The organism is Pseudomonas sp. Sample_14, assembly GCF_004307515.1.
Taxonomy (GTDB): Bacteria; Pseudomonadota; Gammaproteobacteria; order Pseudomonadales; family Pseudomonadaceae; genus Aquipseudomonas; species Aquipseudomonas atacamensis.
Genome location: NZ_RCOC01000042.1, coordinates 24,604 through 50,608, shown reverse-complemented (window position 1 = coordinate 50,608; position 26,005 = coordinate 24,604). Strand labels below are relative to the sequence as shown.

At 60.8% G+C, this 26,005-nt stretch carries 23 protein-coding genes and 1 riboswitch; of the genes, 8 read left to right on the top strand and 15 right to left on the bottom strand.

Features of this window, described 5'->3' with window-relative positions; all coding sequences use genetic code 11:
• Positions 1–380 (bottom strand): LysR family transcriptional regulator (locus tag D8U61_RS09580; protein WP_130926818.1); only part of this gene is annotated, 380 nt, incomplete at its 3' end.
• 141 nt (positions 381–521) lie between these two features.
• Between D8U61_RS09580 and D8U61_RS09575 the strand changes: the two genes are divergently transcribed.
• On the top strand, positions 522–1,139 hold the full coding sequence (locus D8U61_RS09575) for a hemolysin III family protein (RefSeq protein WP_039757573.1): 618 nt from the start codon (positions 522–524) through the stop codon (positions 1,137–1,139).
• A 136-nt stretch (positions 1,140–1,275) separates the two neighbouring features.
• Here D8U61_RS09575 and D8U61_RS09570 read toward each other — a convergent pair whose 3' ends face one another.
• Positions 1,276–1,995: a 16S rRNA (uracil(1498)-N(3))-methyltransferase gene (locus tag D8U61_RS09570; RefSeq protein ID WP_095181344.1), complete on the bottom strand. Its 720-nt coding sequence runs from the start codon at positions 1,993–1,995 to the stop codon at positions 1,276–1,278.
• 222 nt (positions 1,996–2,217) lie between these two features.
• Positions 2,218–3,624, bottom strand: coding sequence for an adenosylmethionine--8-amino-7-oxononanoate transaminase (locus tag D8U61_RS09565; protein WP_130926817.1), 1,407 nt, complete (start codon positions 3,622–3,624; stop codon positions 2,218–2,220).
• Positions 3,625–3,847: 223 nt separating this feature from the next.
• Between D8U61_RS09565 and D8U61_RS09560 the strand changes: the two genes are divergently transcribed.
• From D8U61_RS09560 to D8U61_RS09550, 3 genes are all read left to right on the top strand, one after another.
• Positions 3,848–5,617, top strand: a complete 1,770-nt coding sequence (locus D8U61_RS09560; protein WP_125925454.1) for a flavin monoamine oxidase family protein — start codon at positions 3,848–3,850, stop codon at positions 5,615–5,617.
• 618 nt (positions 5,618–6,235) lie between these two features.
• A complete protein-coding gene (locus D8U61_RS09555) occupies positions 6,236–6,787 on the top strand; it encodes a cytochrome b (protein ID WP_041476792.1) in 552 nt (183 codons plus the stop codon).
• A 31-nt stretch (positions 6,788–6,818) separates the two neighbouring features.
• Entirely contained in the window at positions 6,819–7,397 is a 579-nt protein-coding gene (locus tag D8U61_RS09550; RefSeq protein ID WP_125925455.1) for a YceI family protein, read from the top strand.
• Between the two features lie 249 nt (positions 7,398–7,646).
• On the opposite strand, the gene D8U61_RS09545 is transcribed toward D8U61_RS09550, so the two are convergent.
• The 5 genes from D8U61_RS09545 to ahcY form a co-directional block, all read right to left on the bottom strand.
• Positions 7,647–9,509 carry a DEAD/DEAH box helicase gene (locus tag D8U61_RS09545; protein WP_125925456.1) on the bottom strand — a complete coding sequence of 621 codons (1,863 nt, stop codon included), beginning with the start codon at positions 9,507–9,509 and terminating at the stop codon, positions 7,647–7,649.
• Positions 9,510–9,730: 221 nt separating this feature from the next.
• Entirely contained in the window at positions 9,731–10,543 is an 813-nt protein-coding gene (locus D8U61_RS09540) for a transporter substrate-binding domain-containing protein (RefSeq protein WP_041476791.1), read from the bottom strand.
• Between the two features lie 87 nt (positions 10,544–10,630).
• Complete coding sequence (locus tag D8U61_RS09535) at positions 10,631–11,743, bottom strand: hypothetical protein (RefSeq protein WP_241663611.1); 1,113 nt, start codon at positions 11,741–11,743, stop codon at positions 10,631–10,633.
• Positions 11,744–11,786: 43 nt separating this feature from the next.
• Entirely contained in the window at positions 11,787–12,632 is an 846-nt protein-coding gene (gene metF / locus D8U61_RS09530) for a methylenetetrahydrofolate reductase [NAD(P)H] (protein WP_130926816.1), read from the bottom strand.
• 159 nt (positions 12,633–12,791) lie between these two features.
• Positions 12,792–14,201, bottom strand: a complete 1,410-nt coding sequence (gene ahcY, locus D8U61_RS09525) for an adenosylhomocysteinase (RefSeq protein WP_016772771.1) — start codon at positions 14,199–14,201, stop codon at positions 12,792–12,794.
• A gap of 23 nt (positions 14,202–14,224) precedes the next feature.
• Positions 14,225–14,323, bottom strand: a riboswitch (S-adenosyl-L-homocysteine riboswitch).
• Between the two features lie 198 nt (positions 14,324–14,521).
• Here ahcY and D8U61_RS09520 point away from each other — a divergent pair.
• Positions 14,522–14,926, top strand: a complete 405-nt coding sequence (locus tag D8U61_RS09520; protein WP_016772772.1) for a hotdog domain-containing protein — start codon at positions 14,522–14,524, stop codon at positions 14,924–14,926.
• A gap of 174 nt (positions 14,927–15,100) precedes the next feature.
• A complete protein-coding gene (locus D8U61_RS09515) occupies positions 15,101–15,988 on the top strand; it encodes a formate/nitrite transporter family protein (RefSeq protein ID WP_016772773.1) in 888 nt (295 codons plus the stop codon).
• On the opposite strand, the gene D8U61_RS09510 is transcribed toward D8U61_RS09515, so the two are convergent.
• Together D8U61_RS09510 and D8U61_RS09505 are read right to left on the bottom strand one after the other, a co-directional pair.
• Complete coding sequence (locus D8U61_RS09510; protein WP_024014630.1) at positions 15,989–17,254, bottom strand: sodium:proton antiporter; 1,266 nt, start codon at positions 17,252–17,254, stop codon at positions 15,989–15,991.
• 224 nt (positions 17,255–17,478) lie between these two features.
• Entirely contained in the window at positions 17,479–18,648 is a 1,170-nt protein-coding gene (locus D8U61_RS09505; RefSeq protein WP_130926815.1) for an MFS transporter, read from the bottom strand.
• A gap of 332 nt (positions 18,649–18,980) precedes the next feature.
• On the opposite strand from D8U61_RS09505, the gene D8U61_RS09500 reads away from it, so the two are divergent.
• A complete protein-coding gene (locus D8U61_RS09500; protein ID WP_130926814.1) occupies positions 18,981–19,364 on the top strand; it encodes an MAPEG family protein in 384 nt (127 codons plus the stop codon).
• 113 nt (positions 19,365–19,477) lie between these two features.
• On the opposite strand, the gene D8U61_RS09495 is transcribed toward D8U61_RS09500, so the two are convergent.
• Positions 19,478–20,662, bottom strand: coding sequence for an MltA domain-containing protein (locus tag D8U61_RS09495; RefSeq protein ID WP_130926813.1), 1,185 nt, complete (start codon positions 20,660–20,662; stop codon positions 19,478–19,480).
• A gap of 128 nt (positions 20,663–20,790) precedes the next feature.
• Between D8U61_RS09495 and D8U61_RS09490 the strand changes: the two genes are divergently transcribed.
• Positions 20,791–21,240 carry a cytochrome c gene (locus tag D8U61_RS09490; protein ID WP_130926812.1) on the top strand — a complete coding sequence of 150 codons (450 nt, stop codon included), beginning with the start codon at positions 20,791–20,793 and terminating at the stop codon, positions 21,238–21,240.
• A gap of 165 nt (positions 21,241–21,405) precedes the next feature.
• Here the strand turns inward: D8U61_RS09490 and D8U61_RS09485 are convergent, their stop codons facing one another.
• From D8U61_RS09485 to D8U61_RS09470, 4 genes are all read right to left on the bottom strand, one after another.
• Positions 21,406–21,801, bottom strand: a complete 396-nt coding sequence (locus tag D8U61_RS09485; protein WP_016772779.1) for a DUF1090 domain-containing protein — start codon at positions 21,799–21,801, stop codon at positions 21,406–21,408.
• Between the two features lie 97 nt (positions 21,802–21,898).
• Positions 21,899–23,575 (bottom strand): NAD-dependent DNA ligase LigB, encoded by a 1,677-nt coding sequence (gene ligB / locus D8U61_RS09480; RefSeq protein WP_130926811.1) that lies wholly within the window; start codon positions 23,573–23,575, stop codon positions 21,899–21,901.
• 223 nt (positions 23,576–23,798) lie between these two features.
• A complete protein-coding gene (metK, locus tag D8U61_RS09475) occupies positions 23,799–24,989 on the bottom strand; it encodes a methionine adenosyltransferase (RefSeq protein WP_024014624.1) in 1,191 nt (396 codons plus the stop codon).
• A gap of 18 nt (positions 24,990–25,007) precedes the next feature.
• Positions 25,008–26,003 carry a metalloregulator ArsR/SmtB family transcription factor gene (locus D8U61_RS09470; protein WP_016772782.1) on the bottom strand — a complete coding sequence of 332 codons (996 nt, stop codon included), beginning with the start codon at positions 26,001–26,003 and terminating at the stop codon, positions 25,008–25,010.
• Positions 26,004–26,005: the final 2 nt, after the last annotated feature.

Genomic DNA, 26,005 nt, shown 5'->3' with positions numbered 1-26,005 from the left:
TTGAGTTCGCTGCGGCGGATTTTCAGGCCCATGATCAGCTGTGGCACCGTCTTCACCGTCAGCGAATACAGCGAGCCGAGCTTGAAGCGCTCGGCGGAAAATCCGGCGGCTTCGCGGGTCAGGCGCACGCTGTCGACGACGTCGTTGATCAGCTTCTGCGCACGTTCTTCCAGCACATAAGCGCTTTCCAGCGGCGTCAGGTTGCGCCCTTCGTGTTTGAACAGCGGGCAGCGCAGAGCATTTTCCAAAGAGTGAATGGCGCGGTGCACGCTGACGTTGCTGGTCTGCAATTCGGCGGCGGCGCGGGCGAGGTTGCCGGTGCGCATGAAGGCGAGGAACACCTCGAGTTTTTTCAGGGTCAATTCTTCGTCGATCAGCATGGCGCGGACTCTTTTTGGTATCGGGCGATTGTGCCCAATTCCCGCGGGTCGCGCAGGCGAGGTTGAACAGAAACATTGCGCTTTTACGCTCAAGGCCCGAGCCTTGCGCGCTTGCGGTAGTGACTACGAGGTATGCGACACATGTATCACGGGGAAAAACTCAACGCCTGGACCCATCTGGTCGGAGCCATCGCCGCGTTTATCGGCGGCGTATGGATGCTGGTGATTGCCAGCCTCGACGGCAGCCCTTGGAAGATCGTCAGCGTGGCGATCTACGCCTTCACTTTGCTGGTGCTCTACAGCGCCTCGACCGTGTACCACAGCGTGCGCGGGCGCAAGAAAGCGATCATGAAGAAGGTCGATCATTTCTCGATCTACCTGTTGATCGCCGGCAGCTACACGCCGTTCTGCCTGGTGACGTTACGCGGGCCTTGGGGCTGGACGCTGTTCGGGATTGTCTGGGGGCTGGCGCTGATCGGTATTCTGCAAGAGATCAAACCGCGCTCCGAGGCACGGATTCTATCGATCGTGATTTACGCGGTGATGGGCTGGATCGTGCTGGTCGCGGTCAAACCGCTGATCGCCGCGCTGGGCACGGCCGGGTTTGCCTGGCTGGCGTCGGGCGGGGTGTTGTATACGGTGGGGATTATCTTTTTTGCCCTCGATCACCGACTGCGGCATGCCCATGGCATCTGGCACCTGTTCGTGATTGCCGGGAGCTTGCTGCATTTTGTCGCGATTCTGTTTTACGTGCTGTAGCCCGGCTTACTGATCGTTCCCACGCTCTGCGTGGTAACGCCTCCTGTGACGCTCTGCGTCACGCTGTTTGGGACGCGGAGCGTCCCGGGCTGCATTCCCACGCAGAGCGTGGGAACGATCAGTCCGGCAAAAAGGTTTAGAAATCACCCCAAAGTTGCTGGGCTACCGCCAGCGCCACCACCGGCGCAGTCTCGGTGCGCAGCACCCGTGGGCCGAGGCGGGCGGCGTGGAAACCGTTGCCTTTGGCCTGCTCGACTTCGCCATCCGTCAGGCCACCTTCCGGTCCGATCAGAAACGCCAGCGTCGCCGGTTTGGCATGACTCACCAGCGGTTCTGCGACCGGGTGCAGCACCAGTTTCAATTCGGCTTCGGTCTGCTTGAGCCAGTCCGCCAGCAACACTGGCGGATGAATCACCGGCACCCGTGAACGCCCGCACTGTTCGCAGGCACTGATCGCCACTTGGCGCCAGTGCAGCAAGCGCTTGTCGGCGCGTTCGTCCTTGAGCCGCACTTCGCAGCGTTCGCTGAAGATCGGGGTGATTTGTGTCACGCCCAGTTCAGTGGCTTTCTGAATCGCCCAGTCCATGCGCTCGCCCCGGGACAGGCCCTGGCCGAGGTGGATCTGCAGTGGCGATTCGATTTGCCCGGCGAATTGCTCGTCGATCTGCACGACCACGCGTTTCTTGCCGACATCCACCAAGGACCCGCGAAACTCATGGCCGGAACCGTCGAACAACTGCACCGCATCGCCCTCGACCATGCGCAACACGCGGCTGATGTAATGCGCCTGGGCTTCCGGCAGTTCGTGTTCGCCAGTGCTCAGCGGGGCGTCGATAAAGAAGCGGGACAGTCTCATTTCGGGTCTCTAAAAAATTGGCGCGTAGTCACTGTTGGCAGAGCTTTGGTGGCGAGGGGATTTAGCGAACCGTCGCACCGCCCCGTTCGGCTGCGCAGCAGTCGTGAAATCAGCACACGCAATAATCCTGACTCACCGCGATTGCAGATTTCAGGGCGGCTTCGCCACCCAACGGGGATAAATCCCCTCGCCACAGGGTCCTTCTCAAACCTTTGGTATCGATCAGCCCGGGTCGCGGAATCCCGGATGGAAGTCTTTCGGCACCGCCACGCTGACGCTGTCACCCGTCGCAATATCAATACCTTCACTGGCCACTTCGGCCAGGAAGTCGATCTGCTCCGGGGTGATCACATACGGCGGCAGGAAATACACCACGCTGCCCAGCGGCCGCAACAACGCACCACGTTCCAGCGCATGCTGGAAAACTTTCAAGCCACGACGCTCCTGCCAAGGGTAGGCCTCTTTCGTGGCTTTATCCTTGACCATCTCGATGGCCAGGACCATGCCGGTCTGGCGCACTTCCGACACGTTAGGGTGATCGACCAGATGCGCGGTCGCCGAGGCCATGCGCTGGGCCAAGGCTTTGTTGTTCTCGATCACGTTGTCCTGCTCGAAAATGTCCAGGGTCGCCAGTGCCGCAGCGCAGGCCAGCGGGTTGCCGGTGTAGCTGTGCGAATGCAGGAAAGCGCGCAGAGTCGGGTAGTCGTCGTAGAAGGCGCTGTAGACCTCGTCGGTGGTCAGGCACGCCGCCAGCGGCAGATAGCCGCCGGTCAGGGCTTTGGACAGGCAGAGGAAGTCCGGGCGGATGCCGGCCTGTTCGCAGGCGAACATCGTCCCGGTGCGGCCGAAGCCGACGGCGATTTCATCGTGGATCAGGTGCACGCCATAGCGGTCGCAGGCCTCGCGCAACAGCTTGAGGTACACCGGGTGATACATGCGCATGCCGCCGGCGCCCTGAATCAACGGCTCGACGATCACTGCCGCGACGCTGTCATGATTCGCTGCCAGCGTCTGTTCCATGGCGGCGAACATGTTGCGCGAATGTTCTTCCCAGCTCATGCCTTGCGGGCGCAGATAGCAATCCGGGCTCGGCACTTTGATGGTGTCCATCAACAGGGCTTTGTAGGTCTCGGTGAACAGCGGCACATCGCCGACCGCCATCGCTGCCATGGTTTCGCCGTGGTAGCTGTTGGTCAGGGTGACGAAGCGCTTCTTGTTCGGCTGGCCGCGATTGAGCCAGTAATGAAAACTCATCTTCAGCGCGACTTCGATGCACGACGAGCCGTTATCGGCGTAGAACACCCGGTTCAAGCCTTGCGGGGTCATTTCCACCAGACGCTCGGACAGCTCGATCACCGGCTGATGGCTGAAACCGGCAAGAATCACGTGTTCGAGTTGATCGACCTGATCCTTGATGCGCTGGTTGATGCGCGGGTTGGCGTGGCCGAACACGTTGACCCACCAGGAACTGACCGCGTCGAGGTAGCGCTTGCCTTCGAAGTCTTCGAGCCAGACGCCTTCGCCGCGCTTGATCGGGATCAGCGGCAGCTGTTCGTGGTCTTTCATCTGGGTGCAGGGATGCCACAACACCGCAAGATCGCGTTGCATCCACTGGTTATTCAGGCCCATTTACAGTCTCCTCGAGGCGGCTCGCGTCAGGCGCGGGCGAACAATCGCGCAAGCCTATGCAATGCATCGCGCGGGAACAACCCATTGTGTCGATTGAGCTACTTTGTCTGAGCCGATAGACGTCGCTGGCGGCGTTTTGATGGCTAACGTATTCTTCGCGGTTATTTGAGTCGTCTGACTCGCAAAACTGCTTTTTCCCACATGTTTTTCCGGAGTTCGCTGAATGTCTGTCGGTTGGCTGCGCGCCTGTGCGCTGGTGATGTTGGGGCTGTTCAGCGTTACGGCGCTGGCCAAGGATAAAACCGCAATCGTGATCGGCGGCGGCCTGTCGGGTCTGACCGCCGCTTACGAACTGCAGAACAAAGGCTGGCAGGTCACTCTGCTGGAAGCCAAACCGAGCCTGGGCGGCCGCTCGGGCATGGCCACCAGCGAATGGATCGGCAACGACAAGACCCAGCCGGTGCTGAACAAGTACGTGTCGACCTTCAAGCTCGGCACCACGCCGGCGCCGGAATTCGTGCGTACGCCGGGTTATCTGATCGACGGCGATTATTTCTCCGCCGCTGATCTGGCCACCAAGCAGCCAGCCACCGCCGATGCGCTCAAGCGCTACCAGAAAACCCTCGACGATCTGGCGCGCTCGATCGACGACCCGCAGAACCCGGCGGCGACCGCCACTTTGCATGCGCTGGACCAGATCACCGTATCGAGCTGGCTCGACAAGCAGAACCTGCCGGCCACCGCGCGTCAGTTGATCAACCAGGACATCCGCACCCACTACGACGAACCTTCGCGTCTGTCGCTGCTGTATTTCGCTCAGCAGAACCGCGTCTATCGCGGCGTCTCCGACCGCGACCTGCGCGCCTCGCGTCTGGTCGGCGGCAGCCAGGTCCTGGCCCAGGCCTTCGTCAAACAGATCAAGACCATCAAGACCAGCTCGCCGGTCTCGGCGATCATCCAGGACAAGGACGGCGTGACCGTCAAAGTCGGCAGCGTCGGCTATCAGGCTGACTACGTGGTGCTGGCGGTGCCGTTGCGCGCACTGAACAAGATCTCGCTGACCCCGGCGCTGGATGCCCAGCATCTGGCGGCGATCAAGGGCACCAACTACGGCTGGCGCGACCAGATCATGCTGAAGTTCAAGACGCCAGTGTGGGAAAGCAAATCGCGCATGTCCGGCGAGATCTACAGCAACGCAGGTTTAGGCATGCTCTGGATCGAGCCGGCGCTGAAGGGCGGCGCCAATGTGGTGATCAACCTGTCCGGCGATAACGCCCGTGTGATGCAGGCGTTCGGCGACAAGCAGATGGTCGATCAGGTGCTGATCCGCCTGCACGCGTTTTATCCACAGGCCCGTGGCTCGTTCACCGGTTATGAAATCCGTCGCTACAGCACCGACCCGTCGATGGGCGGCGCCTACCTGGCTTACGGCCCGGGGCAGATCAGCAAGTTCTGGCGCCTGTGGGAACGTCCGCTGCAACGCGTAGCGTTCGCCGGCGAACACACCGACACCTTGTACCCGGGCACCCTGGAAGGCGCACTGCGCACCGGCCAGCGCGCGGCCAGCCAGGTTGAAGATCTGGCGGCAGGCAAGTCCTTTGAACCGGTCAAAGTGGTTCCGGCTGCAGCAGCTGCAGGCGCGGCGGGTGCCGTGGCGGCGAAGAAGGGCAACTTCTTCAGCAACCTGTTCGGCGGTTCGGATGACGAGAAAAAGCCTGAGCCTGCGAAAGCGCCAGAGCCAGCACCTGCTCCGGCCGCTCCAGCGCCTGCACCGACCCCGGCACCTGCGCCAGCGCCGGTGGAAGCACCGAAACCAGCGGCCCCGGTGAAAGCCGAGCCGGCGAAAAAAGCAGCGGCCAAGCCAGCGGCGAAGAAGCCTGCAGCCAAAACCGAAACGAAAAAGCCGGCGGCCAAACCGGCAGCGAAAAAGGCTGAGCCGGCGAAGAAACCAGCGGCCAAGCCTGCTGCAACGACCGAGACCAAGGCGCAGTAAGGCTTTGTTCACATGAAAACGCGGCCCTCGGGTCGCGTTTTTTTTGCCCTGCGGTTCAGTCCTTCGTCATCCGGTTACGGGACTTACCGGCGTACCGGAGCCTTCCCACAAGATGCTCGGAATGAGGTGATAGCGGCTGCCAGCGCGCCAATTTTATGCTGGAAAAAATTGGGGGCATGCTATGAAAACGCTTATCGCGATACTGGTTTCGATTGCACTTTCCGGATGTAGCAACGGGCAATTTTTCCCCGGCGGCTATGGTTCTGAACTGGCGCACAAGTGCCACATAGACCCCTACAGTGCCGAATGCCTGCAACCGCCGGCAGTACTTCATAACTGATCGGCCATGAATGGCTGGTCAGTCAAAACTCCCACTTGAAGAACTCTGTCCCGTTCGGCAGTTTCCTCAGCCACTTTTGCTTGGGTTTGCGCAGGCGCCCGATATCAAAACCGTTCATTTGTTCAAGCGCCCTATCCTGAGATCGCCTTTAATCCTTCCTTAACACCTCGCTCGCAGACTCTTGATCGTATTTCTCGATATTTCAAAGCAAAATTTTCCGCTTTAATTCGATAGATAACTCGCTAGTCTTGGTTCGCAGTTCTCACAGGATTTGGGCAATGCAGCTACGTAACTCTTCTTCGCGCTATGGTTGGGTCAGCATCTTCATGCACTGGGGCGTGGCGCTGGCGGTCTTCGGGCTGTTTGCGTTGGGTCTGTGGATGGTCGGGCTGGATTACTACAGCACCTGGCGCAAAGACGCGCCGGATCTGCACAAGAGCATCGGTCTGGTGCTGCTCGGTGTGATGGTGTTGCGGGTGCTGTGGCGTTTCATCAGCCCGCCGCCGCCAACGCTGCAAAGCTACAGCCGCATGACCCGTATCGGCGCCAAGTTCGGCCACGGGTTTCTGTATCTGGCGCTGTTCGCTGTGATGATTGCCGGTTACCTGATTTCCACCGCAGACGGTGTCGGGATCCCGGTGTTTGGCCTGTTTGAAGTTCCTGCACTGCTCTCCGGACTACCGGATCAGGCAGATACCGCTGGGGTGATTCATCTCTGGCTGGCGTGGGCACTGGTAATTTTTTCCGGTCTCCATGCGTTGGCAGCATTGAAGCACCACTTTATCGATCGTGATGCGACCCTCACTCGAATGCTCGGTCGCAAAGCCTGAAATTCAACCTCGACTCAAAGGAAAAGAAAGCATGTTGAAAAAGACTCTGGCCGCTCTGGCAATCGGTTCTGCACTGCTCTCGGCTGGTCAGGCCATGGCTGCGGACTACAAAATCGACAAGGAAGGCCAGCACGCCTTCGTTGACTGGAAAATCAGCCACCTGGGTTACAGCTTCATCCACGGTACTTTCAAAGATTTCGACGGTACTTTCTCTTGGGATTCGGCCAAGCCTGAAGCCAGCAAGATCTCTGTGGATGTGAAAACTGCCAGCCTGTGGTCGAACCATGCTGAACGTGACAAGCACATCGCCAGCAAAGACTTCCTCGACGTGAGCAAGTTTGCTGATGCCAAGTTCGTCTCCACCGCCGTTAAATCGACCGGTGAAAAGACTGCTGACGTGACCGGCGACCTGACCTTGCACGGCGTGACCAAGCCTGTGACCTTCAAGGCCACATTCAACGGCGAAGGCAAGGATCCATGGGGCGGCGAGCGCGCTGGCTTCAACGCCAAGACCACTCTCAATCTGAACGATTTCGGGATCAAGGGCCCAGGCCCAACCTCGCAAACTGCAGATCTGGATATCTCGCTGGAAGGTGTGAAAGTTAAATAACTTTCGCTCGCCACAATAAAACGCCCCTGGTCAAAAGGCCCGGGGCGTTTTTTATTGCCTGCGACACATCCCCTGTGGGAGCGAGCCTGCTCGCGAAAGCGGTCATTCCGGCAACATCATTGCTGACTGACCCGCCGCCTTCGCGAGCAGGCTCGCTCCCACAGGGGTATTGCGGTGTGGCAGAGATATCGAGGTAAAAAAATGCCCCGGCTCTTTCGAGCCGGGGCATTTTTCATTGCGGCTTGAAACTCAGCGATTGCGGGTCAGCAGTGCTGGTTTCTCGCCACGCGGGCGGCTTGGCAGTTGATCGAGTTGCTCAGGCGTCGGGAAGCGGTCGGCTTTCGATTCCTTGTGCATGATCTTCGGACCGTTGCTGCGCGGATTCTGCACGGCTGGTTCGCTGCGTGGCTGATCGTCACGGGCCGGGCGGCGGTTGCGCGGCGCGGATTCGTCACGACGACCCTGACCGTCACGCGGTGCGCCATTGCGCGGGCCGCTGCGTTTGGCCGGTGGCGTGCCGGTGCTCGAACCGTTGCTGTTGCGCGGACCGTTCTGACGACCCTGAGGCTGACCACCGCGTGGTGCGCCTGCGCCTTGCGCCGGTGCGCCCGGACGACGGCCACGGCCGCCGGCAGGAGCGGCCTTCGGCACGTAGTCAACGCGGTTACCGAAGTTATCGATATCGTCGTCGAGGAACTCGTCCGGAGCGCGGTCAGCCGCTGCACGCGGTGGCTGGCTCGGGCGCTGTTCGCGGCTCGGCGTGCCTTCGCGCGGTTTCTGCTGACGGGCAGGGCGCTCGCCACGTTCAGCGGCCGGCTTTTCCTTGCCCTTGTCTTTGCCTTTGTCCTTGCGACCGCCGCCACCGCCGCCGCCATTCGGGCCGTCGCCACGTGGGCCACGGGAATTGCGCGGGTTGCGGATGTCCGGACGCTCGCGGGCTTCAGGCTTCTCGGCTTCGATGGTGCTGGAGTCGAAGCCCATCAGATCGCCGTCGGCAATCTTCTGCTTGGTCATGCGCTCGATGCTTTTCAGCAGCTTCTCTTCGTCTGGCGCGACCAGCGAGATCGCTTCGCCGGAACGACCGGCGCGGCCGGTACGGCCGATACGGTGCACATAGTCTTCATCGACGTTCGGCAGCTCGAAGTTGACCACATGCGGCAACTGATCGATGTCCAGGCCACGGGCAGCGATGTCGGTGGCAACCAGAATGCGTACTTCGCCGGCCTTGAAGTCGGCCAGGGCTTTGGTGCGCGCGTTCTGGCTCTTGTTACCGTGGATCGCCACCGCCGGCAGGCCATGTTTGTCCAGGTATTCAGCGAGACGGTTGGCGCCGTGCTTGGTGCGGGTGAACACCAGCACCTGTTCCCACGCGCCGGCGGTGATCAGGTGTGCCAGCAGCGCACGTTTGTGGCTGGCGGGCAGGCGGAACACGCGTTGTTCGATGCGCTCGACCGTGGTGTTCGGCGGCGTCACTTCGATGCGTTCCGGGTTGTGCAGCAGTTTGCCGGCAAGATCGGTGATGTCTTTGGAGAACGTTGCCGAGAACAGCAGGTTCTGACGCTTGGCCGGCAGACGTGCGAGGACTTTCTTCACGTCGTGCACAAAACCCATGTCGAGCATGCGGTCGGCTTCGTCGAGAACGAGAATTTCCACGTGGGACAGATCGACGCTGCCCTGGCCGGCGAGGTCGAGCAAGCGACCCGGGCAGGCGACGAGAACGTCGACGCCACGGGACATGGCCTGGACCTGCGGGTTCATGCCGACGCCGCCGAAGATGCAGGCGCTGACGAATTTCAGGTCACGGGCGTAGATCTTGAAGCTCTCGTGCACCTGGGCCGCGAGTTCGCGGGTCGGGGTCAGGACCAGCACGCGCGGTTGGCGCGGGCCGTGACGCTGGGATTTGTCCGGGTGACCGTTGGGGAACAACCGCTCCAGAATCGGGAGGGCGAAACCGCCGGTTTTACCGGTACCTGTCTGAGCCGCCACCATCAGGTCGCGACCTTGCAACACGGCGGGAATGGCCCGCTGTTGCACCGGAGTAGGCTCGGTATAGCCCGCATCTTCGATGGCACGGACTAAAGCCTCGGAGAGACCGAGGGAAGCAAAGGACATGAGTAATCCTGTTTTAGTTAGGGCTTGGCCCAATGGGAGTCTTGCCTGGCGCGAATCACGTTTAAGAGGACGCAATCCCGTCCGGTCCAGCGGCGGTTCCGAAGGCACGTCAGGAGCGCTCGCGCGGGCTGGAAGCTGCGCTGTAGCGGGTCGAGAGGCCTGTTACGGTTCCGGGCGTCCGGGCGTGAGCCTGGCGGGAACGCCGGAGTATAACAGAGCAATCACTGCGCGCTGCTTTCCTGCTGCTCAACGGTTTCGCCGCTGGCCGTGGCCGAGCGCAGTGATGCGCTATCAACAGGCGCGGCACCGTAGCGCGCGCTGAGCTCGGCGTAGGCCGGTTCGCGCTTGAAACGCTTGAGCTCGGCACCGAAACGCTGCACCAACAAATCCATGCCGGCATTGCGCCGAACTGCTAGAAACTGGCTCTGGCGGCTGATAACCGTCGGGTTTTCCGTGATCAGATCGCGAATATCCAGTTCATCGAGCAAATGCTGACCGACGCGGCGATCGGTAATCAACAGGTCGATGCGTCCGCGCACCAGTTTGCCGAAATTGGCTTCATGGGTTGGCGCCGGCTCACGGGTAAACAGGTCCGACTGGCTGAAGTCAGGGCTGTACAGATAACCCGGCGAGGTGCCGATGGTCAGGCCTTTGAGTTGTTCGAGGGTGTTGAATGGATGCGGCCGCTCGTTGGCGTAGAACATCACGAATTCGACATCGGACAACGGTTCGCTGGGGTAGAGCAGGGTGGCGTCGCGTTCGGCGCTGTGAAAGATGTCCAGGGCACCGTCGGCCTGGCCGGTCTCGAGCATCGACAGGCAGCGCTTCCACGGCAGGAACTGCCATTCCACTTCAATGCCCAGACGCTGGAACACGATGGCGGTGGTTTCGTAGTCAAGACCAAGGTTTTTGCCACCCTGTTCGTAGACGTACGGCGCCCACGGCTCGGTGACAATACGCAACTTCTCCCCCCGAGCGGCGACGCTCAGGCAAGTCAGAAGAATAACGCTCAGCAGTTGGGCAATAAGGGGCATGGCCTGAGGTTAGTACGCGAAACGCCTGATGAGAAGCTCTGGCATGCATGTTTCGCGCAGACCCCGGGCGCAATGGCCGTGATGGCCTTATTTGCTTGCGGTTTTCAGCAGGTGTTGGTGGACCTTCGCGTGACGCGAACCAAGGATCCGCTTGACCAGGCCGCGACTGAACCAGTCCCTGAGCAAGTGCCTGCAAACCGGCTTGCCAATGCGTTGCTGCTGGTTTTCCAGCGCCTTGTCCCACCAGACCGCTGCACACGCCTGATCGAACTCGTTGGGATGTTCATAGCAGCCGTAAAGGATTTCGCGAATGAACTGACGCAGATGCGTCGGCAGCAGCAGCGTGACGAGCTTGTAGAACATCCGCTGCAGGCGCGGTGGTCGAGGCAGTTGCGGTGATACACGTCGGGTGTCGTCCAGTGCAGCCTCGCCGGTCGGGTTGTCGCCATGTTTGGCGACCCAGGCCTGAACCTTGGCCCTGAACAGGTGCTTGCGGCTCCAGTAATGGTGAATCAGATCCGGGCACTTGTTGACGTCGAGCGTGCGGTAGGCGGCCACTGACAGGCAGAACTCTTCGAGGGTGTAGGCGCCCTGTGCCGACGGGAACAGCTCATCAATCAAAGCGATGGAGCGGTCCAGCACGTGAGCGTCCTGCCGGTGCAAGCCGATGACGCCGGAGTTGAGCAGGCGCATGTGATCGTCAGTCAGGCCTTTGTCCAGCAGTGTGGCCGACAGCGTGCGGTAGAGCAGGCTCATCTTGTTGTCGCCATAGCGGGCGTAGTAGTCATTGCACAGCAGGGTGCCGGGCTGCACCCGCTCGAACAGTTTCAGCGGCGAGCAGTGGAAAAATGTATCGGTGTCGATCAACAGCGCCGTTTCATGCTCTTCAAGTACCGAGCGCAACGCGACATGTTTGATGCGGAAATGATAACCGTGGGGCTCGCTCCATTTCTGGCGCGTTTCGGCGTCCAGCGGGCGAATGCGTACGGGGAGATGCTCGTAGGGTTGCGGATTGTCGCTGAAGACCTGGATATCGATCGCGGCATCCGGTGTCTCGCGCAACCACGCCAGAGCACTGGCGATGCTGAAAACAGCTTCCTGATGGTAGGTCTCGGCACCGAAAACCAGATAGACCAGTTGAGGGCGTGTTTTTGTTTGCGCGCAGATCATCGACAACAATATTCCATTTGTGCTTTTCATTGAAAAGGCCCGGTGAGGGCCTTTTTTATCGCATGGATAACCTTCAGCGCGGCAGCTTCAGGTTGTTCCAGATGGCCAGGCTAGGTTCGGCCTGGTTCATCGAGTAGAAGTGCAGCCCCGGCGCGCCGCCCTGCAGCAGGCGTTCGCACATCTCGCTGACGACTTGTTCGCCAAAGCTTTGAATGCTTCGCGTGTCATCGCCGTAGGCTTCCAGTTGCTTGCGGATCCAGCGCGGAATTTCCGCACCGCAGGCATCGGAGAAGCGTGCGAGTTTGCTGTAGTTGGTAATCGGCATGATCCCCGGCACGATCGGCAGATCCACGCCCAGCGCCTGCAAACGGTCGACGAAGTAGAAGTAGCTGTCGGCGTTGAAGAAGTACTGGGTGATCGCGCTGTCGGCACCGGCCTTTGCCTTGCGCACGAAGTTGGCGAGATCGTCTTCGTAGTTGCGCGCTTGCGGATGCATCTCCGGGTATGCGGCGACTTCGATGTGGAAATGATCGGCGGTTTCTTCACGAATGAATTCCACCAGTTCATTGGCGTGACGCAGCTCACCGCTGGTCATGCCCATGCCGGACGGCAGGTCGCCACGCAGGGCAACGATGCGCTTGATGCCGGCAGTCTTGTATTCGTTCAGCAGGCCGCGCAGGTCGTCCTTGCTGTCACCGACGCACGACAGGTGCGGAGCGGCGGGGACTTTGACTTCGCTTTCCAGCTGCAACACGGTGTTGAGCGTGCGATCACGGGTCGAACCGCCAGCGCCGTAGGTGCAGGAAAAGAAATCAGGGTTGTAAGTGGCCAACTGACGGGCAGTGGCAAGCAGCTTTTCTTGCCCGGCATCGGTCTTGGTCGGGAAAAACTCGAAGCTGTAGCGACGGTCTTGGGACATGGTCATACCCTTGGAAACAAGTACCTTCGAGGCGCTGCAATCCGGTGTGGGAGCGAGCCTGCTCGCGAAAGCGCTGGGTCAGACAACACGGATGTTGAATGATAAGCCGCCTTCGCGAGCAAGCTCGCTCCCACAGGGAGAGCGAGCATTCAGCGCCTGTTAGTAACGATAGGCGTGCGGCTTGAACGGGCCTTCGACGGTGACGCCGATGTAGTCAGCCTGTTGCTTGGTCAGTTGGGTGACCACGCCGCCGAAGCCGCGAACCATTTCCAGGGCCACTTCTTCGTCGAGTTTCTTCGGCAGCACTTCAACGGTCAGACGCTCGGCTTTCTGCGCTGGCGACAGGTCGGCATATTTCTGGCCGAACAGGAAGATCTGTGCCAGAACCTGGTTGGCGAACGAACCGTCCATGATGCGGCTCGGGTGACCGGTGGCGTTGCCCAGGTTCACCAGACGGCCTTCGGCCAGCAGGATCAGGTAGTCGTCGTTCTGTGGGTCGAAGCTGCCGGCACCGGTGCGGTGAACCTTGTGCACCTGTGGCTTCACTTCTTCCCATGCCCAGTTCTTGCGCATGAAAGCGGTGTCGATTTCGTTGTCGAAGTGACCGATGTTGCAGACAACGGCGCGCTTCTTCAGGGCTTTGAGCATGTTCGCGTCGCAAACATTGACGTTACCGGTGGTGGTCACGATCAGGTCGATCTTGCCCAGCAGCGCTTTGTCGATGCTCGCTTCGGAACCGTCGTTGATACCGTCGATGAATGGCGACACCAGTTCGAAACCGTCCATGCAGGCTTGCATGGCGCAGATCGGGTCAACTTCGGAGACTTTAACGATCATGCCTTCCTGACGCAGGGACTGGGCCGAGCCCTTGCCCACGTCACCGTAACCGATGACCAGCGCTTGCTTGCCGGACAGCAGGTGGTCGGTGCCGCGCTTGATCGCATCGTTCAGGCTGTGACGGCAGCCGTACTTGTTGTCGTTCTTGGACTTGGTCACCGAGTCGTTGACGTTGATCGCCGGGATCTTCAGCTCGCCCTTGGCCAGCATGTCCAGCAGACGGTGTACGCCAGTGGTGGTTTCTTCGGTCACGCCGTGAACGCGATCGAGCACTTGCGGGTATTTCTTGTGCAGCAGCTCGGTCAGGTCGCCGCCGTCGTCGAGGATCATGTTGGCGTCCCATGGCTGGCCATCCTTGAGGATGGTCTGCTCCAGGCACCACTCGTACTCTTCTTCAGTCTCGCCTTTCCAGGCGAACACCGGGATACCGGCGGCAGCGATAGCGGCAGCGGCCTGATCCTGAGTGGAGAAAATGTTGCAGGACGACCAGCGTACTTCGGCACCCAGGGCAACCAGGGTTTCGATCAGCACGGCAGTCTGAATGGTCATGTGGATGCAGCCGAGGATTTTCGCGCCCTTGAGCGGCTGCTCGGCAGCGTATTTGCGGCGCAGACCCATCAGGGCAGGCATTTCCGATTCGGCGATGATGGTTTCGCGACGGCCCCAGGCAGCCAGGGACATGTCGGCAACTTTGTAATCGGTAAAATCGGCAGGCGTGTTGACAGCGCTCATGAAGAGCCTCCATTCGTAATGTATGCGAATGGGCGCCGTTGTGCGTTTAGTGTCCGGCGTGAGCCGGTCAACGCCCCATCCGAGCCTGACAGGTCGAACCTGCTGCAGCGCCCCTCGGACAGGTGGCGGGAAAACGGTAGCCAGTGAACGTTACCGTTTTTTGAAACGGGGGCGATTATAGCCGCCCGGGCTGATCTTCCAAAGGGTTTCTGTCGGCCAGATGAAGATCGCCAATGGCGACCATAGTCGCAGCTGCCTGGAGCCTGACTGAGCAGTCTGCCAAGATGGGCGCATCTTTCGGCAAGCGCTCAGGAGTGAACATGAATTTCCACACCCGCAAATGGGTTAAACCCGAAGACCTCAACCCCAACGGCACCCTGTTCGGCGGCAGCCTGCTGCGCTGGATCGATGAAGAAGCGGCGATCTACGCCATCGTGCAACTGGGCAACCAGCGTGTGGTGACCAAGTACATCTCGGAAATCAACTTCGTCAGCGCCTCGCGCCAGGGCGACATCATCGAACTGGGCATCACCGCCACCGAATTCGGCCGCACCTCGATCACCCTGACCTGCGAAGTGCGCAACAAGATCACCCGCAAGAGCATCCTGACCGTCGAGAAGATGGTGTTCGTCAACCTCGGCGAAGACGGCCTGCCGGCGCCGCACGGGCGGACCGAGATCAAATATGTGAAAGACCAGTTCAAGGATGACGAAGCTGTTCAATAAGATCGGCGGCGCATTCTTCGCGAGCAGGCTCGCTCCCACAGGTACAGCGTGATCCTTGTGGGAGCGAGCCTGCTCGCGAAAGCGGTTGCCAATTCAGCGGAGATTCGCCTGGCCACTGAACAGCCATGAAGCGCAACGGTCGTAGCTACATCGCCCCCCACCGGTTGCCACGCCATGACCACCCCCACCAGCGACAAGACCCCCGACCTCTCGGCCAAGGAGCAGCACGAAGTCGAGAAGAGCCAGCCGCCGCGCGCGGCCGTTCTGCATGAAATCATCCGCACCCAGGGCGATCAGGAACTGGAGCGCAGCATTGCCGCGCTGTGGTGGTCGGCGCTGGCGGCAGGGTTGACCATGGGCCTGTCGCTGATGGGCATGGGATTGCTCAATTCGCGCCTGCCCGACGGCGACGAATTCAAGGTGATCGCCAGTTTCGGCTACTGCGCCGGTTTCCTCGCGGTCATCCTCGCGCGCCAGCAACTCTTTACCGAAAACACCCTGACCGCCGTGCTGCCGGTGATGACCAGGCCGACGCTGAAGAATTTCCTGCGCCTGATCCGTCTGTGGACAGTGGTATTGGTCGGCAACCTCTGCGGGACGATTCTGGTGGCGTACGTGATGCTGGAACTGCCGATTTTCGACAGCAAGACCGACGTCGCCTTCCTCGAGATCGGCCGCAAGGTCATGGAACACAGCGCCAGTCAGATGTTCGCCAAGGGCATCGTCTCCGGCTGGATGATCGCCACCATGGTCTGGATGATCCCGTCCATGGAGAGCGCGAAGATGTGGATCATCATCCTCATCACCTACTTCATGGCGCTGGGCGACTTCACCCACATCGTCGTCGGATCGGCGGAAGTGTCGTATCTGGTGTTTGCCGGCGAGTTGCCGTGGAGTGATTTCTGGGCGGTGTTCGCCGGGCCGACGCTGGCGGGGAACATCATTGGCGGCAGCTTCATCTTCGCGCTGATCAGCCATGCGCAGATTCGCAGTGAAAGCGGTGCGCCGAAGGAATCTGCGGATCAGGCTGTTAAGCCCGATCCGCAGTCGATCAAGAAATGATCAGTGGTGGGCTGGCTCAGCCACGCTGGCCGGCTCATTACGCGTCGCGTGCTTGACCAGTTTGCCGATGGTCAGGCCCTGCAGCAGGATCGACGACAGCACAACGATGTAGGTGATGCTCAGCAGCAGGTCGCGTTCCGGGCCCAGCGGCAGGGCCAGCGCCAGGGCCACCGACACACCGCCGCGCAAACCGCCCCAAGTGAGGATGCGGATGGTGCCGGCCGGCACTGAGCGCCAGCGCCGCAGCAGCAGGATCGCCGGCGCCACGGTAAGCAGGCGCGACAACAGAATCGCCACCGCCAGCAGACCTGCGGCGGCCATGTGCAGCCAGTTGAACGGCAGCAGCAACAGCTCCATGCCGATCAGCGCAAACAGCAGCGCGTTGAGCATGTCATCGAGCAACTCCCAGAAACCGTCCAGATAGCGCCGGGTCATGTCGTTCATCGCCAGATTGCGCCCCAGGTTGCCGATGATCAGACCGGCGACCACCATCGCGATCGGTGCCGAGACGTGCAGTTCGGTGGACATCGCCGAACCGCCGATCACCAGGGCCAGGGTCAGCATGACGGTGATCTGGTGCTGCTCGACGCTTTTGATCATCCGATAGACCAGATAACCGATCAGCCCGCCGAACAACACGCCGCCGATCGCCTCATGGACGAAGAGCATGGCCGTGGCGCTGACGGTCGGGGTTTCGCCCAGTTGCGCGATGCCCAGCAGCACGGTGAAGACCACCACCGCCGTGCCGTCGTTGAACAGTGATTCGCCGACGATGGTGGTTTTCAGTGGTTTCGAAGCGTTGGCGGTACGCAGTACGCCGAGCACGGCAATCGGGTCGGTCGGTGAGATCAGCGCGCCGAACAACAGGCAGTAGAGGAAACTCACGTGCCAGCCGAACAGGGCAAAAATGTAGAAGGCCAGGCTGCCGATCACCACGGTGGCGATCAACACGCCGAAGGTGGCCAGCAGGCCGATCGGCCAGCGGTAGCTGCGCAAATCATTGAGGTTGACGTGCAGGGCGCCGGCGAACAGCAGGAACGAGAGCATCCAGTTCATCAGCAGATCGCCGAAATCGATCTGGCCGATCAGTTGCTGCACGCGGTCTTCGAGGCCGGGAAAGCCGAGGACGCTGAGGCCTTGCAGGAGCAGTGAGAACAGCAGGGCGGTAACCATCACGCCGATGGTCGGCGGCAGGCCGATAAAGCGGAAATTGACGAAGGTCAGGAGGGTGGTGAGGCAGATGAAAGCGGCGACGAGTTCAAGCATCCGGGGTCCTTTGGATGGAGAGTGAATGGAGCGCGACCGGAGGTTGGACGCAGGGGTTTGATGGGCAAACAGCGACATGGGACACACCACAGTTCATTGTGGCGAGGGGATTTATCCCCGCTCGGCGGCGAAGCCGTCGCAATCGGGCTTATCGATAATTCCTGACAAAACCCGATCGAAGGTTTTGGGGCTGCTGCGCAGCCCAACGGGGATAAATAGAGGTCTCAGCCAGACACATTGACCGCACTCGCCCGCCGACGTTGCAGGTAAATGAACAACAGCGCCGTCAGCACCGTCAGCACGCCGACCAGCGCCCCGGTCCACGGCAGGTCCGCCAGATCCGCGCCGCTGGCAACCACCAGCCCACCGATCCAGGCGCCTGCGGCATTGCCAAGGTTGAACGCGCTCTGGTTCAGCGTCGAACCCAGATTCGGCGCTTCATGCGCCTGATCGATGATCAACAGCTGCAGAATCGGGCACAGCGCAAAGGCGAAAATTCCCCACAGCACCAAGGTAATCGCCGCCGGAATAACCGCACGGCTGGTCTGGCTGAACGCCGCGAGAATCACCACAACTGCCAGTGCCACGCCGACCAGTGACGGCAGCAAGCGGCTATCAGCCAGGCGCCCGCCGAGCATGCTTCCCGCTGTCAGGCCGACGCCGAACAACAGCAGCATCACCGTCACGCCGTGGGGGCTGACGCCAGTGATGTCTTGCAGGATCGGTGCGATATACGTGAACACGCTGAACAGGCTGGTCGAGGCCAGCACGCTCATGCCCAGCGCCAGCAGCACGTTGGCCTTGCCCAGCACCTTGAATTCGCTGGCGAGATTGGCCTTGTCCATCGCGATGTGTTTCGGCAACCACAACCATTGCGCCAACGCCGCCACAATGCCAATCACCGACACCGCCCAGAAGGTCGAGCGCCAGCCAGCGTATTGGCCCAGCGCTGTGCCGAGTGGCACGCCAAGCACGTTGGCCAGTGTCAGGCCGGTGAACATCATGGCAATCGCCTGCGCACGTTTGTTCGGCGCAACCAGCCCGGCAGCAACCACCGAGCCAATGCCGAAAAACGCCCCGTGACACAGCGCCGTAACCACCCGCGCCGCCATCAGCGTCGCGTAGTTGGGTGCCAGCGCGCAGAGCACGTTGCCGAGGATGAACATCAGCGTCATGCCCAGCAATGTCGCTTTGCGCGGCATATTGGCGGTGCCGATCGCCAGGATCGGTGCGCCGAACACCACGCCCAGGGCGTAACCGGTGATCAGCAGCCCGGCGTGAGGAATGCTCACCGCCAGATCGCGGGCGACGTCGGGCAGCAGGCCCATGATGACGAGTTCGGTAGTGCCTATGCCGAACGCGGCAACGGCGAGTGCAAGCAAAGCGAGGGGCATGCGCAAGGTCTCTGTCGGTAGTCTTGACGCTTTGATCAGGCATACGCGTGCCAGCGACCGTTTTCGAAGAAAGCGGAGCAGGCAGCTTTTATTGGAGTTTTTTGGTGTGCAGCTGAGTACGGCGTGGTGGGTTGCAGTATAAACAGCTGCTGACACATGGCGAATCAATAATCTGACTAATCGACGGCGCGCTGGAAGTGCCGTGTTATATCCAGCTGAAAGAACCTTTCTGCCGGGCGCGGCTCTTAGCCTGTGGGCAGGTGCTGATCGGCATGCTGGTGATGAATTTCTGATCGCTCGCCAATTTCTCCAATCGAAAAAAGGACGACGTTATGACAGTGGCTCTGTGGTGTGTGTTGGTCGCGATTTTCCTGCCTTACGTGTGCACGATCGTGGCGAAGGCCAGCGGCGGTTTCCGCCTCAAGGACAATTACGATCCACGGGACTTTCTCGACAGCGTCGATGGCGTCGCCCGTCGCGCCCACGCCGCGCAACTGAACAGCTTTGAAGTAACGCCTGCGTTTGCCGCTGCGGTGATCGTTGCGCATCTGGTCGGCACGGCGGAGCTGGTGACGGTCAATGTGCTGGCCGTGCTGTTTATCACCAGTCGCCTGCTGTACATCATTTGCTACCTGGCTGACTGGGCTGCACTGCGTTCGGTGGTGTGGTTTATCGGGATGGGGCTGATTGCTTCGTTTTTCTTTGTGTCGATCTGACTATCGGCTGTTGCTGCCGGCCTCTTCGCGAGCAGGCTCGCTCCCACATGGAATGCATTCCAGATGTGGGAGCGAGCCTGCTCGCGAAAGCGATGGATCAGACCACGAAGAACCTAAGACTTTTGCTTCGGTGTATCCGCCACCTGCGGCACTTGCGGCAACTCTTGTCCTTTAGGCCAGAGCATCCAGATCTGCCCCTGCTGTTTCATGTCCCCGGCCAGTTGCCCGGCCGCATCACCAGTGCCCCAGAACAGATCCGCGCGCACCTCGCCGGCAATCGCGCCGCCGGTATCCTGCGCCGCGACCGGGCGCACCAGTGGGGTGCCATCCGGTTTGGTGGTCGACAGCCATAACAGACTGCCCAACGGAATCACCTTGCGATCCACCGCCGCGCTGTAGCCGGCGGTCAGCGGCACGTTCAGCGAGCCGCGTGGGCCTTCGTTGCTGTCCGGGTTGCGGGTGAAGAACACGTAGCTCGGGTTGCTGGCCAGCAATTCCGGAATGCGCGTGGGGTTGGCCTTGGCCCAGTTGCTGATCGCGCTCATGGTCACGTCTTCTTTCTTCAGCTCGCCTTGCTCGACCAGCCAGCGACCGATCGGCCGGTACGGGTGGCCGTTCTGATCGGCGTAGGCGATGCGCAACTGTTTGCCGTCCTCGGTCTGGATCCGGCCCGAGCCCTGGATCTGTAGAAATTGCAGATTCATCGGGTCAGTCAGATAGGCGACCACTGGCGCTTTCACGCCTTTGGATTCGATGGTCGCCGCGTCATCGTAAGGCTTGAGCACGCGACCTTCGAGGCGGCCGCGCAGGCGCTTGCCTTTCAATTCCGGGTAGATGCTGTCGAGCGAGACGATGATCATGTCTTCCGGCACGCCATACACTGGCACGTTCGCCGTTGCGGTGGGCGTCAGGCTGCCGGGGTACACCGGTTCGTAGTAGCCGGTGATCAGACCATTGGGGTTGTCATTCTCGGCGCGCAGGCCGTAGACATCGAGATTCTGCTTGAGAAATGCACGAATCTCGGCGGCGCTTTGCGGCACATTCACCGCCGCAGCGCAGGTCGGCCCCCAGACTGTGTCGGCCTTGAGTCGTGTGCAGGCGCTGCGCCACGAGCCGAAACCGGCGACCAGATCGCTATCGGATACCGCTGGCAAGGCTTCCCATGCCGCGCTGGAATAGGTAGCCAGCGCATGGGTTTTTGGTTTGGCGCTGTCTCCGCCTGTGCAACCGGCGAGAATGGCGAGCAGTGAAAGGGTGACGATAAGCGGGTGACGCCAGGCCGTGAAGCGGCTGTTCATGGAGTGATTCCTGTGCCGGTTGGCCGAGTGCTCCATGCGCTCGACCAACCCGTATTTTTAATAGGGCTATTGGTGTTTGGCGGTGAGCCGAGGATACTGGCCGCCGATTTCCGCGACCTGAAGCCACCATGACTCTGAAACCAGTTGCTGTTGTATTGCTGGCCTGCCTGACCTTGTCCGCCTGTGGCGGTGTCGACCCGAATTCGCCGCTGGGCCAGCGCAAGGCGATCTTCAAGCAGATGCTCAAGACCAGCGAAGACCTCGGCGGCATGTTGCGCGGGCGCATTGCCTTCGACGGGCCGAAATTTGCCGAGGGCGCAGTCAGACTTGATGCGTTGGCCCATGAGCCGTGGAAGCATTTCCCGCAGGTGCGCGAGGAAGATCACACCAGCGCCAAAGATGATGTCTGGCAGAAACAGGCGCGTTTTCAGGAACTGGCCCGCGCCCTCGAGACAGCCACCGGTGAATTGGTGGTCGCCAGTCAGGTTCAGCCGTACAAGGCCAGCAATCTTGGGCCGGCAGTGCAGAAAGTTGAAGATGCCTGCAGTGCTTGCCATAAAGAGTTTCGCGATCATTGATTCCTGAAGCTGCTGAGTACCTTGTGGCGAGGGGATTTATCCCCGATGGGCTGCGAAGCAGCCCCAAAACCATACAGCCGAGTTTTTTCAGTCGGACCCGACCAGCCGAATTTGCGACCGCTTCGCCGTCGGACGGGGATAAATCCCCTCCCCAAAGGGCTTCGGTTACTTATCGATCTCGTCCAGCGCTTCCTGCAGTTCCTTGCGCGACTCGGCGAGCTTTTCCTTGCGCTTGTTGATCTTCTCCGGATCGCCCTTCTTCATGGCCTTGTCGAGGTCCGCCTGACGCTGGCTCACCTCATGCTTGGCCTCAAGCACTTTGTTCTCACGTTCTTTTTTCAGCCCGGCGTCGGTGCAGTGTTCATTGACTTCACGCAGTGCGGTTTCCAGGCCTGCCTGCTGCTCCATGTTGCCGCGCGACTTGGCCTGTTCGATCTGATTGATGATGCCCTGCTTCTTGGCAGCGCAACCGGTCAGGCCCGGGCCGTCTTCTTCGGCCATGACCGGGGCGGCCATGACGCCGCAAAGAGTAAGCAGGGCGAGCGGTGCGAGAAATTTCATAAAAGCTCCATGTGCAAAGGCAATCGGGGTGGGAGGGCACTGCGCTGTTGGAGCGTCTGGCCGGCCGTTGGGTTCCCGCCGGGCGGGGATTGCAGGTTCAGAAGCCGTCGATTCCGGCGGCTTTCAGGGTTTCACTCAAAGCCAGTACCTGCGGGTCGCGAAAGAATGCGCTCAGTTGCGCCGCGCGTCCCGGGCCGATGCCGGCTTCTGCCTGCCATTGTTCAGTGTCGCGTTGTGCCAGGGCCTGCCACGAATCGTCCAGTTGTGCCTGTCCGGTCGGCGGCATGCCCAGCGCTTTCAACCATCGAGCGAACGGCTGTTGCCGCGCGCCCTCAAAACTCTGGATCAAACGTGCGCTGCTGCGCTCGCCGAGGCCGGCAATGTTAGCAAGCTCTGACGCATCGAGGGTCAGCCAATCCAGCAGGTGTTTCAGACGGCCTGTTTCCAAAAGTTTCTCCCAGGTGCCACGCCCGACATGCTGCATGGCCAGGCCCTGCTTGCCACTGATCCAGGTCAGACGCGCGAGAAACTGGCTTTCACACCCCGGCGTCGGTTGCCAGCAGCTCAGTACGTGGTAATCGCCGGCATCGGGAATGCTGATGTCCGCCCGTTCGCTGGTGCGAAGCACGACACTGTCCAGGCGCGGAATGGTCAGCCCGGCGAGACTGATTGCCACCTGATCGCCTGGACGGATGTCGAGGGTTTGCCAGCGCTTGAGCGAGCTGACGCTGACCCGTTTGATTTCGCGGTCATCGAGTCTGACGGGCAGCAGTTCCAGCACCGGAGTGATTCGCCCGGTGCGGCCGATTTTGAAGTTGACCTTGCGCACTTCGGCCAATGCTTGGGCGAACGGGTATTTCCAGGCGATTGCCCAATACGGCGCGCGAGCCTGCCAGCGTTCGGCAGGTGGCCGTTGGCTCTGACGCAGCACCACGCCGTCGCTGGCAAAGGGCAGGGGCGAGCGATACCAGTGCTCGCGCCATTTTTGCGCGTCTTCGAATCGGCTGACGGGCTGTGTAAAGGGCTCGGTTGCGGCGAACCCCAACGCCTGCAGTTCGGACATTCTTTCCGGCAGCCGCACAGGACCTTGCGGCCAGTCCCAGACAAACAGGCCGATCCCGGCGGCCTGTTCAACATCGAGTGTTTTACGTCCCATCAGCCCCGCGACGGTGGCGCGGGCATTGACGCTGCCGGACTGTGATTGAACATGCGCGCTCAGGCGCCAATAGAGTTCGCCCTGTACCAGCAGATCCCGTGGCTGCCTCAAACGTTGCGGAATGGCTGCAATCCTGCGCGCGGAAGCGGTCCAGTCCTGACCATTGACACCGTCGCCGCGACTGATCGCCTGCTGCAATACTCCCTGGCGGTAGATCAGCGTGACAGCCACGCCGTCGACCTTGGGCTGCACCCAGACGTTCTGGCGATCGCGCAACCAGTGGGCGACGTCTTCGGCTTTGTGCAGCTTGTCCAGACCGGTGTGGGCGATGGGGTGGGTGACCGTGCCGGACGCGGTGTGCAACGGCTGCGGGGATGAGGGTTGATTGAAACAGGCTTGCCATTCTTTCAGCCGCAGCCGGGACTGGTCATAGAGTTCGTCGCTGATCAATGAACGGCCTTCGCGGTGATAGGCGTCGTCCCATTGGTCGATCCGGTTTTGCAGGGCGGTGATTTCGCGTTGGGCTTGGGAAAGATCCCAGTTCGGGCAGTTGGCTTGGCTGACGAGGGTGATGAGTGCCAGCAGGAAGGCCAGCAACAGGCGCAGTGTGAAGAGCATTGTGAGCGTCCTTGCTCGGGGGGTGATGCTTGAAGGGTAGGTGAGGATCTGAAGAGCGTTGCGCGGCTTTTTTGCGAACTGTTTCGGGGCAGGGGAACTGGTGTTGCCGGGGCGGGCGCCTTCGCGAGCAGGCTCGCTCCCACACGGATCTCAAAAAATCTGTCAGGCATGAAAAAGCCCCGCACGGCGCGAACCGTGCGGGGCTTTCATGCAGCCAGGGGGGTTACAGGCCAGCGGCAGAACGCAGGGCGTCGGCGCGGTCGGTTTTTTCCCAGGTGAACGTGGTGAAGCTGTCTTCGCCAACGGTCTTGGTCTGCGGCGCACGACCGAAGTGGCCGTAGGCTGCGGTTTCCTGGTACATCGGGTGCAGCAGGTCGAGCATGGTGGTGATCGCGTATGGACGCAGGTCGAACACTTCACGCACCAGTTTGATGATCTTGTCATCGCTGATCTTGCCGGTGCCGAAGGTGTTCAGCGAGATCGACGTAGGCTGAGCCACACCGATCGCGTAGGAAACCTGAATCTCGCAACGCTCGGCCAGGCCGGCTGCAACGATGTTCTTGGCCACGTAACGGCCAGCGTAGGCAGCCGAACGGTCAACCTTCGATGGATCCTTGCCGGAGAACGCGCCGCCGCCGTGACGGGCCATGCCGCCGTAGCTGTCGACGATGATCTTGCGGCCGGTCAGACCGCAGTCACCTACCGGGCCACCAATGATGAACTGGCCGGTCGGGTTGATGTGGAACTGGGTGTCCTTGCTCAGCAGTTCGGCAGGCAGTACGTGCTTGACGATCAACTCCATCACGCCTTCGCGCAGGTCTTTGTACGACACTTCCGGGTTGTGCTGGGTCGACAGCACCACAGCGTCGATGCCGACAACCTTGCCGCCTTCGTAACGGCAGGTCACTTGCGACTTGGCATCCGGACGCAGCCAAGGCAGCAGGCCCGACTTGCGTGCTTCAGCCTGACGCTGCACCAGCTGGTGCGAGAAGGTGATCGGTGCTGGCATCAAAACGTCTGTTTCGTTGCTGGCGTAGCCGAACATCAGGCCCTGGTCGCCGGCGCCCTGATCTTCAGGCTTGGCACGGTCAACACCCTGATTGATGTCGGGGGACTGCTTGCCGATGATGTTCATCACGCCGCAGGTGGCGCCGTCGAAGCCGACTTCGGAGCTGGTGTAGCCGATGTCGCAAATCACGTCACGAACGATCTGCTCCAGGTCGACCCAGGCGCTGGTGGTCACTTCACCGGCAACGATGGCCACGCCGGTCTTGACCAGGGTTTCCACGGCCACGCGAGCGTGTTTGTCCTGGGCAATAATGGCGTCCAGCACCGCATCGGAAATCTGGTCGGCGATTTTGTCCGGATGTCCTTCAGACACGGACTCGGAGGTGAAGAGGGAGTATTCGCTCATCTCGATGTTTTCCTGAGTTTACCGATGGTGAGTGTCGCCAGCCGGTCGCTGAAAGTGGCGAACCTGGATCTGGAAACCATTACGTAAGCCTACATAGAGGCTTTCCCCGGGAACGAGTCCCGCAGCGGTGGCCCAACGGGCCAGATCGTCCTGTTCAAACCCCAACCAGAGATCACCGCAGGCCTCCCTGGCCCAACTCTGGTTGTGGCTACATAACTCTGTCACGAGCAGGCTACCGCCCGGTTGCAGCAAGTCGGCCATGTGCCTGAGCGCATCGGCCGGGGCGGCGAAATGGTGCAGGACCATGTTCAACACCACGCAATCGGCTTGAAGGCTTGTGCCGTTCAATGCATCGGCCAATTGCAGGCTGACGTTAGCCAGCTGTTCACGTTCACATACCTGACGCGCCAGTTCGAGCATCGCCGGGCTGTTGTCCAGCGCGGTTACGGTGCCGAAGCGACGGGCCAGTTCCGGCAGAAAAGCACCATCGCCGGGGCCGACTTCAATGGCCGTGGCTGCACCATCGAAGTTCAGTTTGTCGAGCAGGGCCAGCACGCTGTCACGGTACTGCGGCAGGCCTGCGATCAAGTCCTGCTGGGCACGGAATTTTTCCGCGACCCGAGCGAAAAAGTCCCGGCTGGCGGCGGCACGCTGACCATGAACCTGCTCGATGCGTGCTTGCACTTCATCAGGCAGATCCAGATCGTCGACTTCTTCCAACAACGCCGCGTGCAGCTTGCCGCCGAGCAATCCACTGTGGGGCAGGGCGCGACGATAAAAAATTGCGTTGCCCTCACGGCGTGTCGCCACCAGGTCGGCTTGCGCCAGCACCTTGAGGTGATGGCTCATGCCCGACTGGCCGATGCCGAAAATCTGCGCCAGCTCCAGCACGCCAAACGAATCGTTGGCCAGCGCGCGCAATACATTCAGCCGCAGCGGATCGCCGCCGGCCTTGCACAGGGCCGCCAGCTCGTCGCAATCGTCATGGCGAATGGAAGGCACGCGTAAGTTCATAG

Bases quoted from the DNA above. Each gene is read 5' to 3' on its own strand.
- D8U61_RS09485 (WP_016772779.1), bottom strand. From the start codon at position 21,801: ATGAAATTTCTCGCACCGCTCGCCCTGCTTACTCTTTGCGGCGTCATG.
- D8U61_RS09490 (WP_130926812.1), top strand. From the start codon at position 20,791: ATGACTCTGAAACCAGTTGCTGTTGTATTGCTGGCCTGCCTGACCTTG.
- D8U61_RS09560 (WP_125925454.1), top strand. From the start codon at position 3,848: ATGTCTGTCGGTTGGCTGCGCGCCTGTGCGCTGGTGATGTTGGGGCTG.
- D8U61_RS09545 (WP_125925456.1), bottom strand. From the start codon at position 9,509: ATGTCCTTTGCTTCCCTCGGTCTCTCCGAGGCTTTAGTCCGTGCCATC.
- ligB (WP_130926811.1), bottom strand. From the start codon at position 23,575: ATGCTCTTCACACTGCGCCTGTTGCTGGCCTTCCTGCTGGCACTCATC.
- D8U61_RS09555 (WP_041476792.1), top strand. From the start codon at position 6,236: ATGCAGCTACGTAACTCTTCTTCGCGCTATGGTTGGGTCAGCATCTTC.
- D8U61_RS09565 (WP_130926817.1), bottom strand. From the start codon at position 3,624: ATGGGCCTGAATAACCAGTGGATGCAACGCGATCTTGCGGTGTTGTGG.
- D8U61_RS09505 (WP_130926815.1), bottom strand. From the start codon at position 18,648: ATGCCCCTCGCTTTGCTTGCACTCGCCGTTGCCGCGTTCGGCATAGGC.
- D8U61_RS09540 (WP_041476791.1), bottom strand. From the start codon at position 10,543: ATGCCCCTTATTGCCCAACTGCTGAGCGTTATTCTTCTGACTTGCCTG.
- D8U61_RS09515 (WP_016772773.1), top strand. From the start codon at position 15,101: ATGACCACCCCCACCAGCGACAAGACCCCCGACCTCTCGGCCAAGGAG.
- D8U61_RS09575 (WP_039757573.1), top strand. From the start codon at position 522: ATGTATCACGGGGAAAAACTCAACGCCTGGACCCATCTGGTCGGAGCC.
- metF (WP_130926816.1), bottom strand. From the start codon at position 12,632: ATGTCCCAAGACCGTCGCTACAGCTTCGAGTTTTTCCCGACCAAGACC.
- D8U61_RS09550 (WP_125925455.1), top strand. From the start codon at position 6,819: ATGTTGAAAAAGACTCTGGCCGCTCTGGCAATCGGTTCTGCACTGCTC.
- ahcY (WP_016772771.1), bottom strand. From the start codon at position 14,201: ATGAGCGCTGTCAACACGCCTGCCGATTTTACCGATTACAAAGTTGCC.
- D8U61_RS09570 (WP_095181344.1), bottom strand. From the start codon at position 1,995: ATGAGACTGTCCCGCTTCTTTATCGACGCCCCGCTGAGCACTGGCGAA.
- metK (WP_024014624.1), bottom strand. From the start codon at position 24,989: ATGAGCGAATACTCCCTCTTCACCTCCGAGTCCGTGTCTGAAGGACAT.
- D8U61_RS09535 (WP_241663611.1), bottom strand. From the start codon at position 11,743: ATGAAAAGCACAAATGGAATATTGTTGTCGATGATCTGCGCGCAAACA.
- D8U61_RS09510 (WP_024014630.1), bottom strand. From the start codon at position 17,254: ATGCTTGAACTCGTCGCCGCTTTCATCTGCCTCACCACCCTCCTGACC.
- D8U61_RS09495 (WP_130926813.1), bottom strand. From the start codon at position 20,662: ATGAACAGCCGCTTCACGGCCTGGCGTCACCCGCTTATCGTCACCCTT.
- D8U61_RS09470 (WP_016772782.1), bottom strand. From the start codon at position 26,003: ATGAACTTACGCGTGCCTTCCATTCGCCATGACGATTGCGACGAGCTG.
- D8U61_RS09520 (WP_016772772.1), top strand. From the start codon at position 14,522: ATGAATTTCCACACCCGCAAATGGGTTAAACCCGAAGACCTCAACCCC.
- D8U61_RS09500 (WP_130926814.1), top strand. From the start codon at position 18,981: ATGACAGTGGCTCTGTGGTGTGTGTTGGTCGCGATTTTCCTGCCTTAC.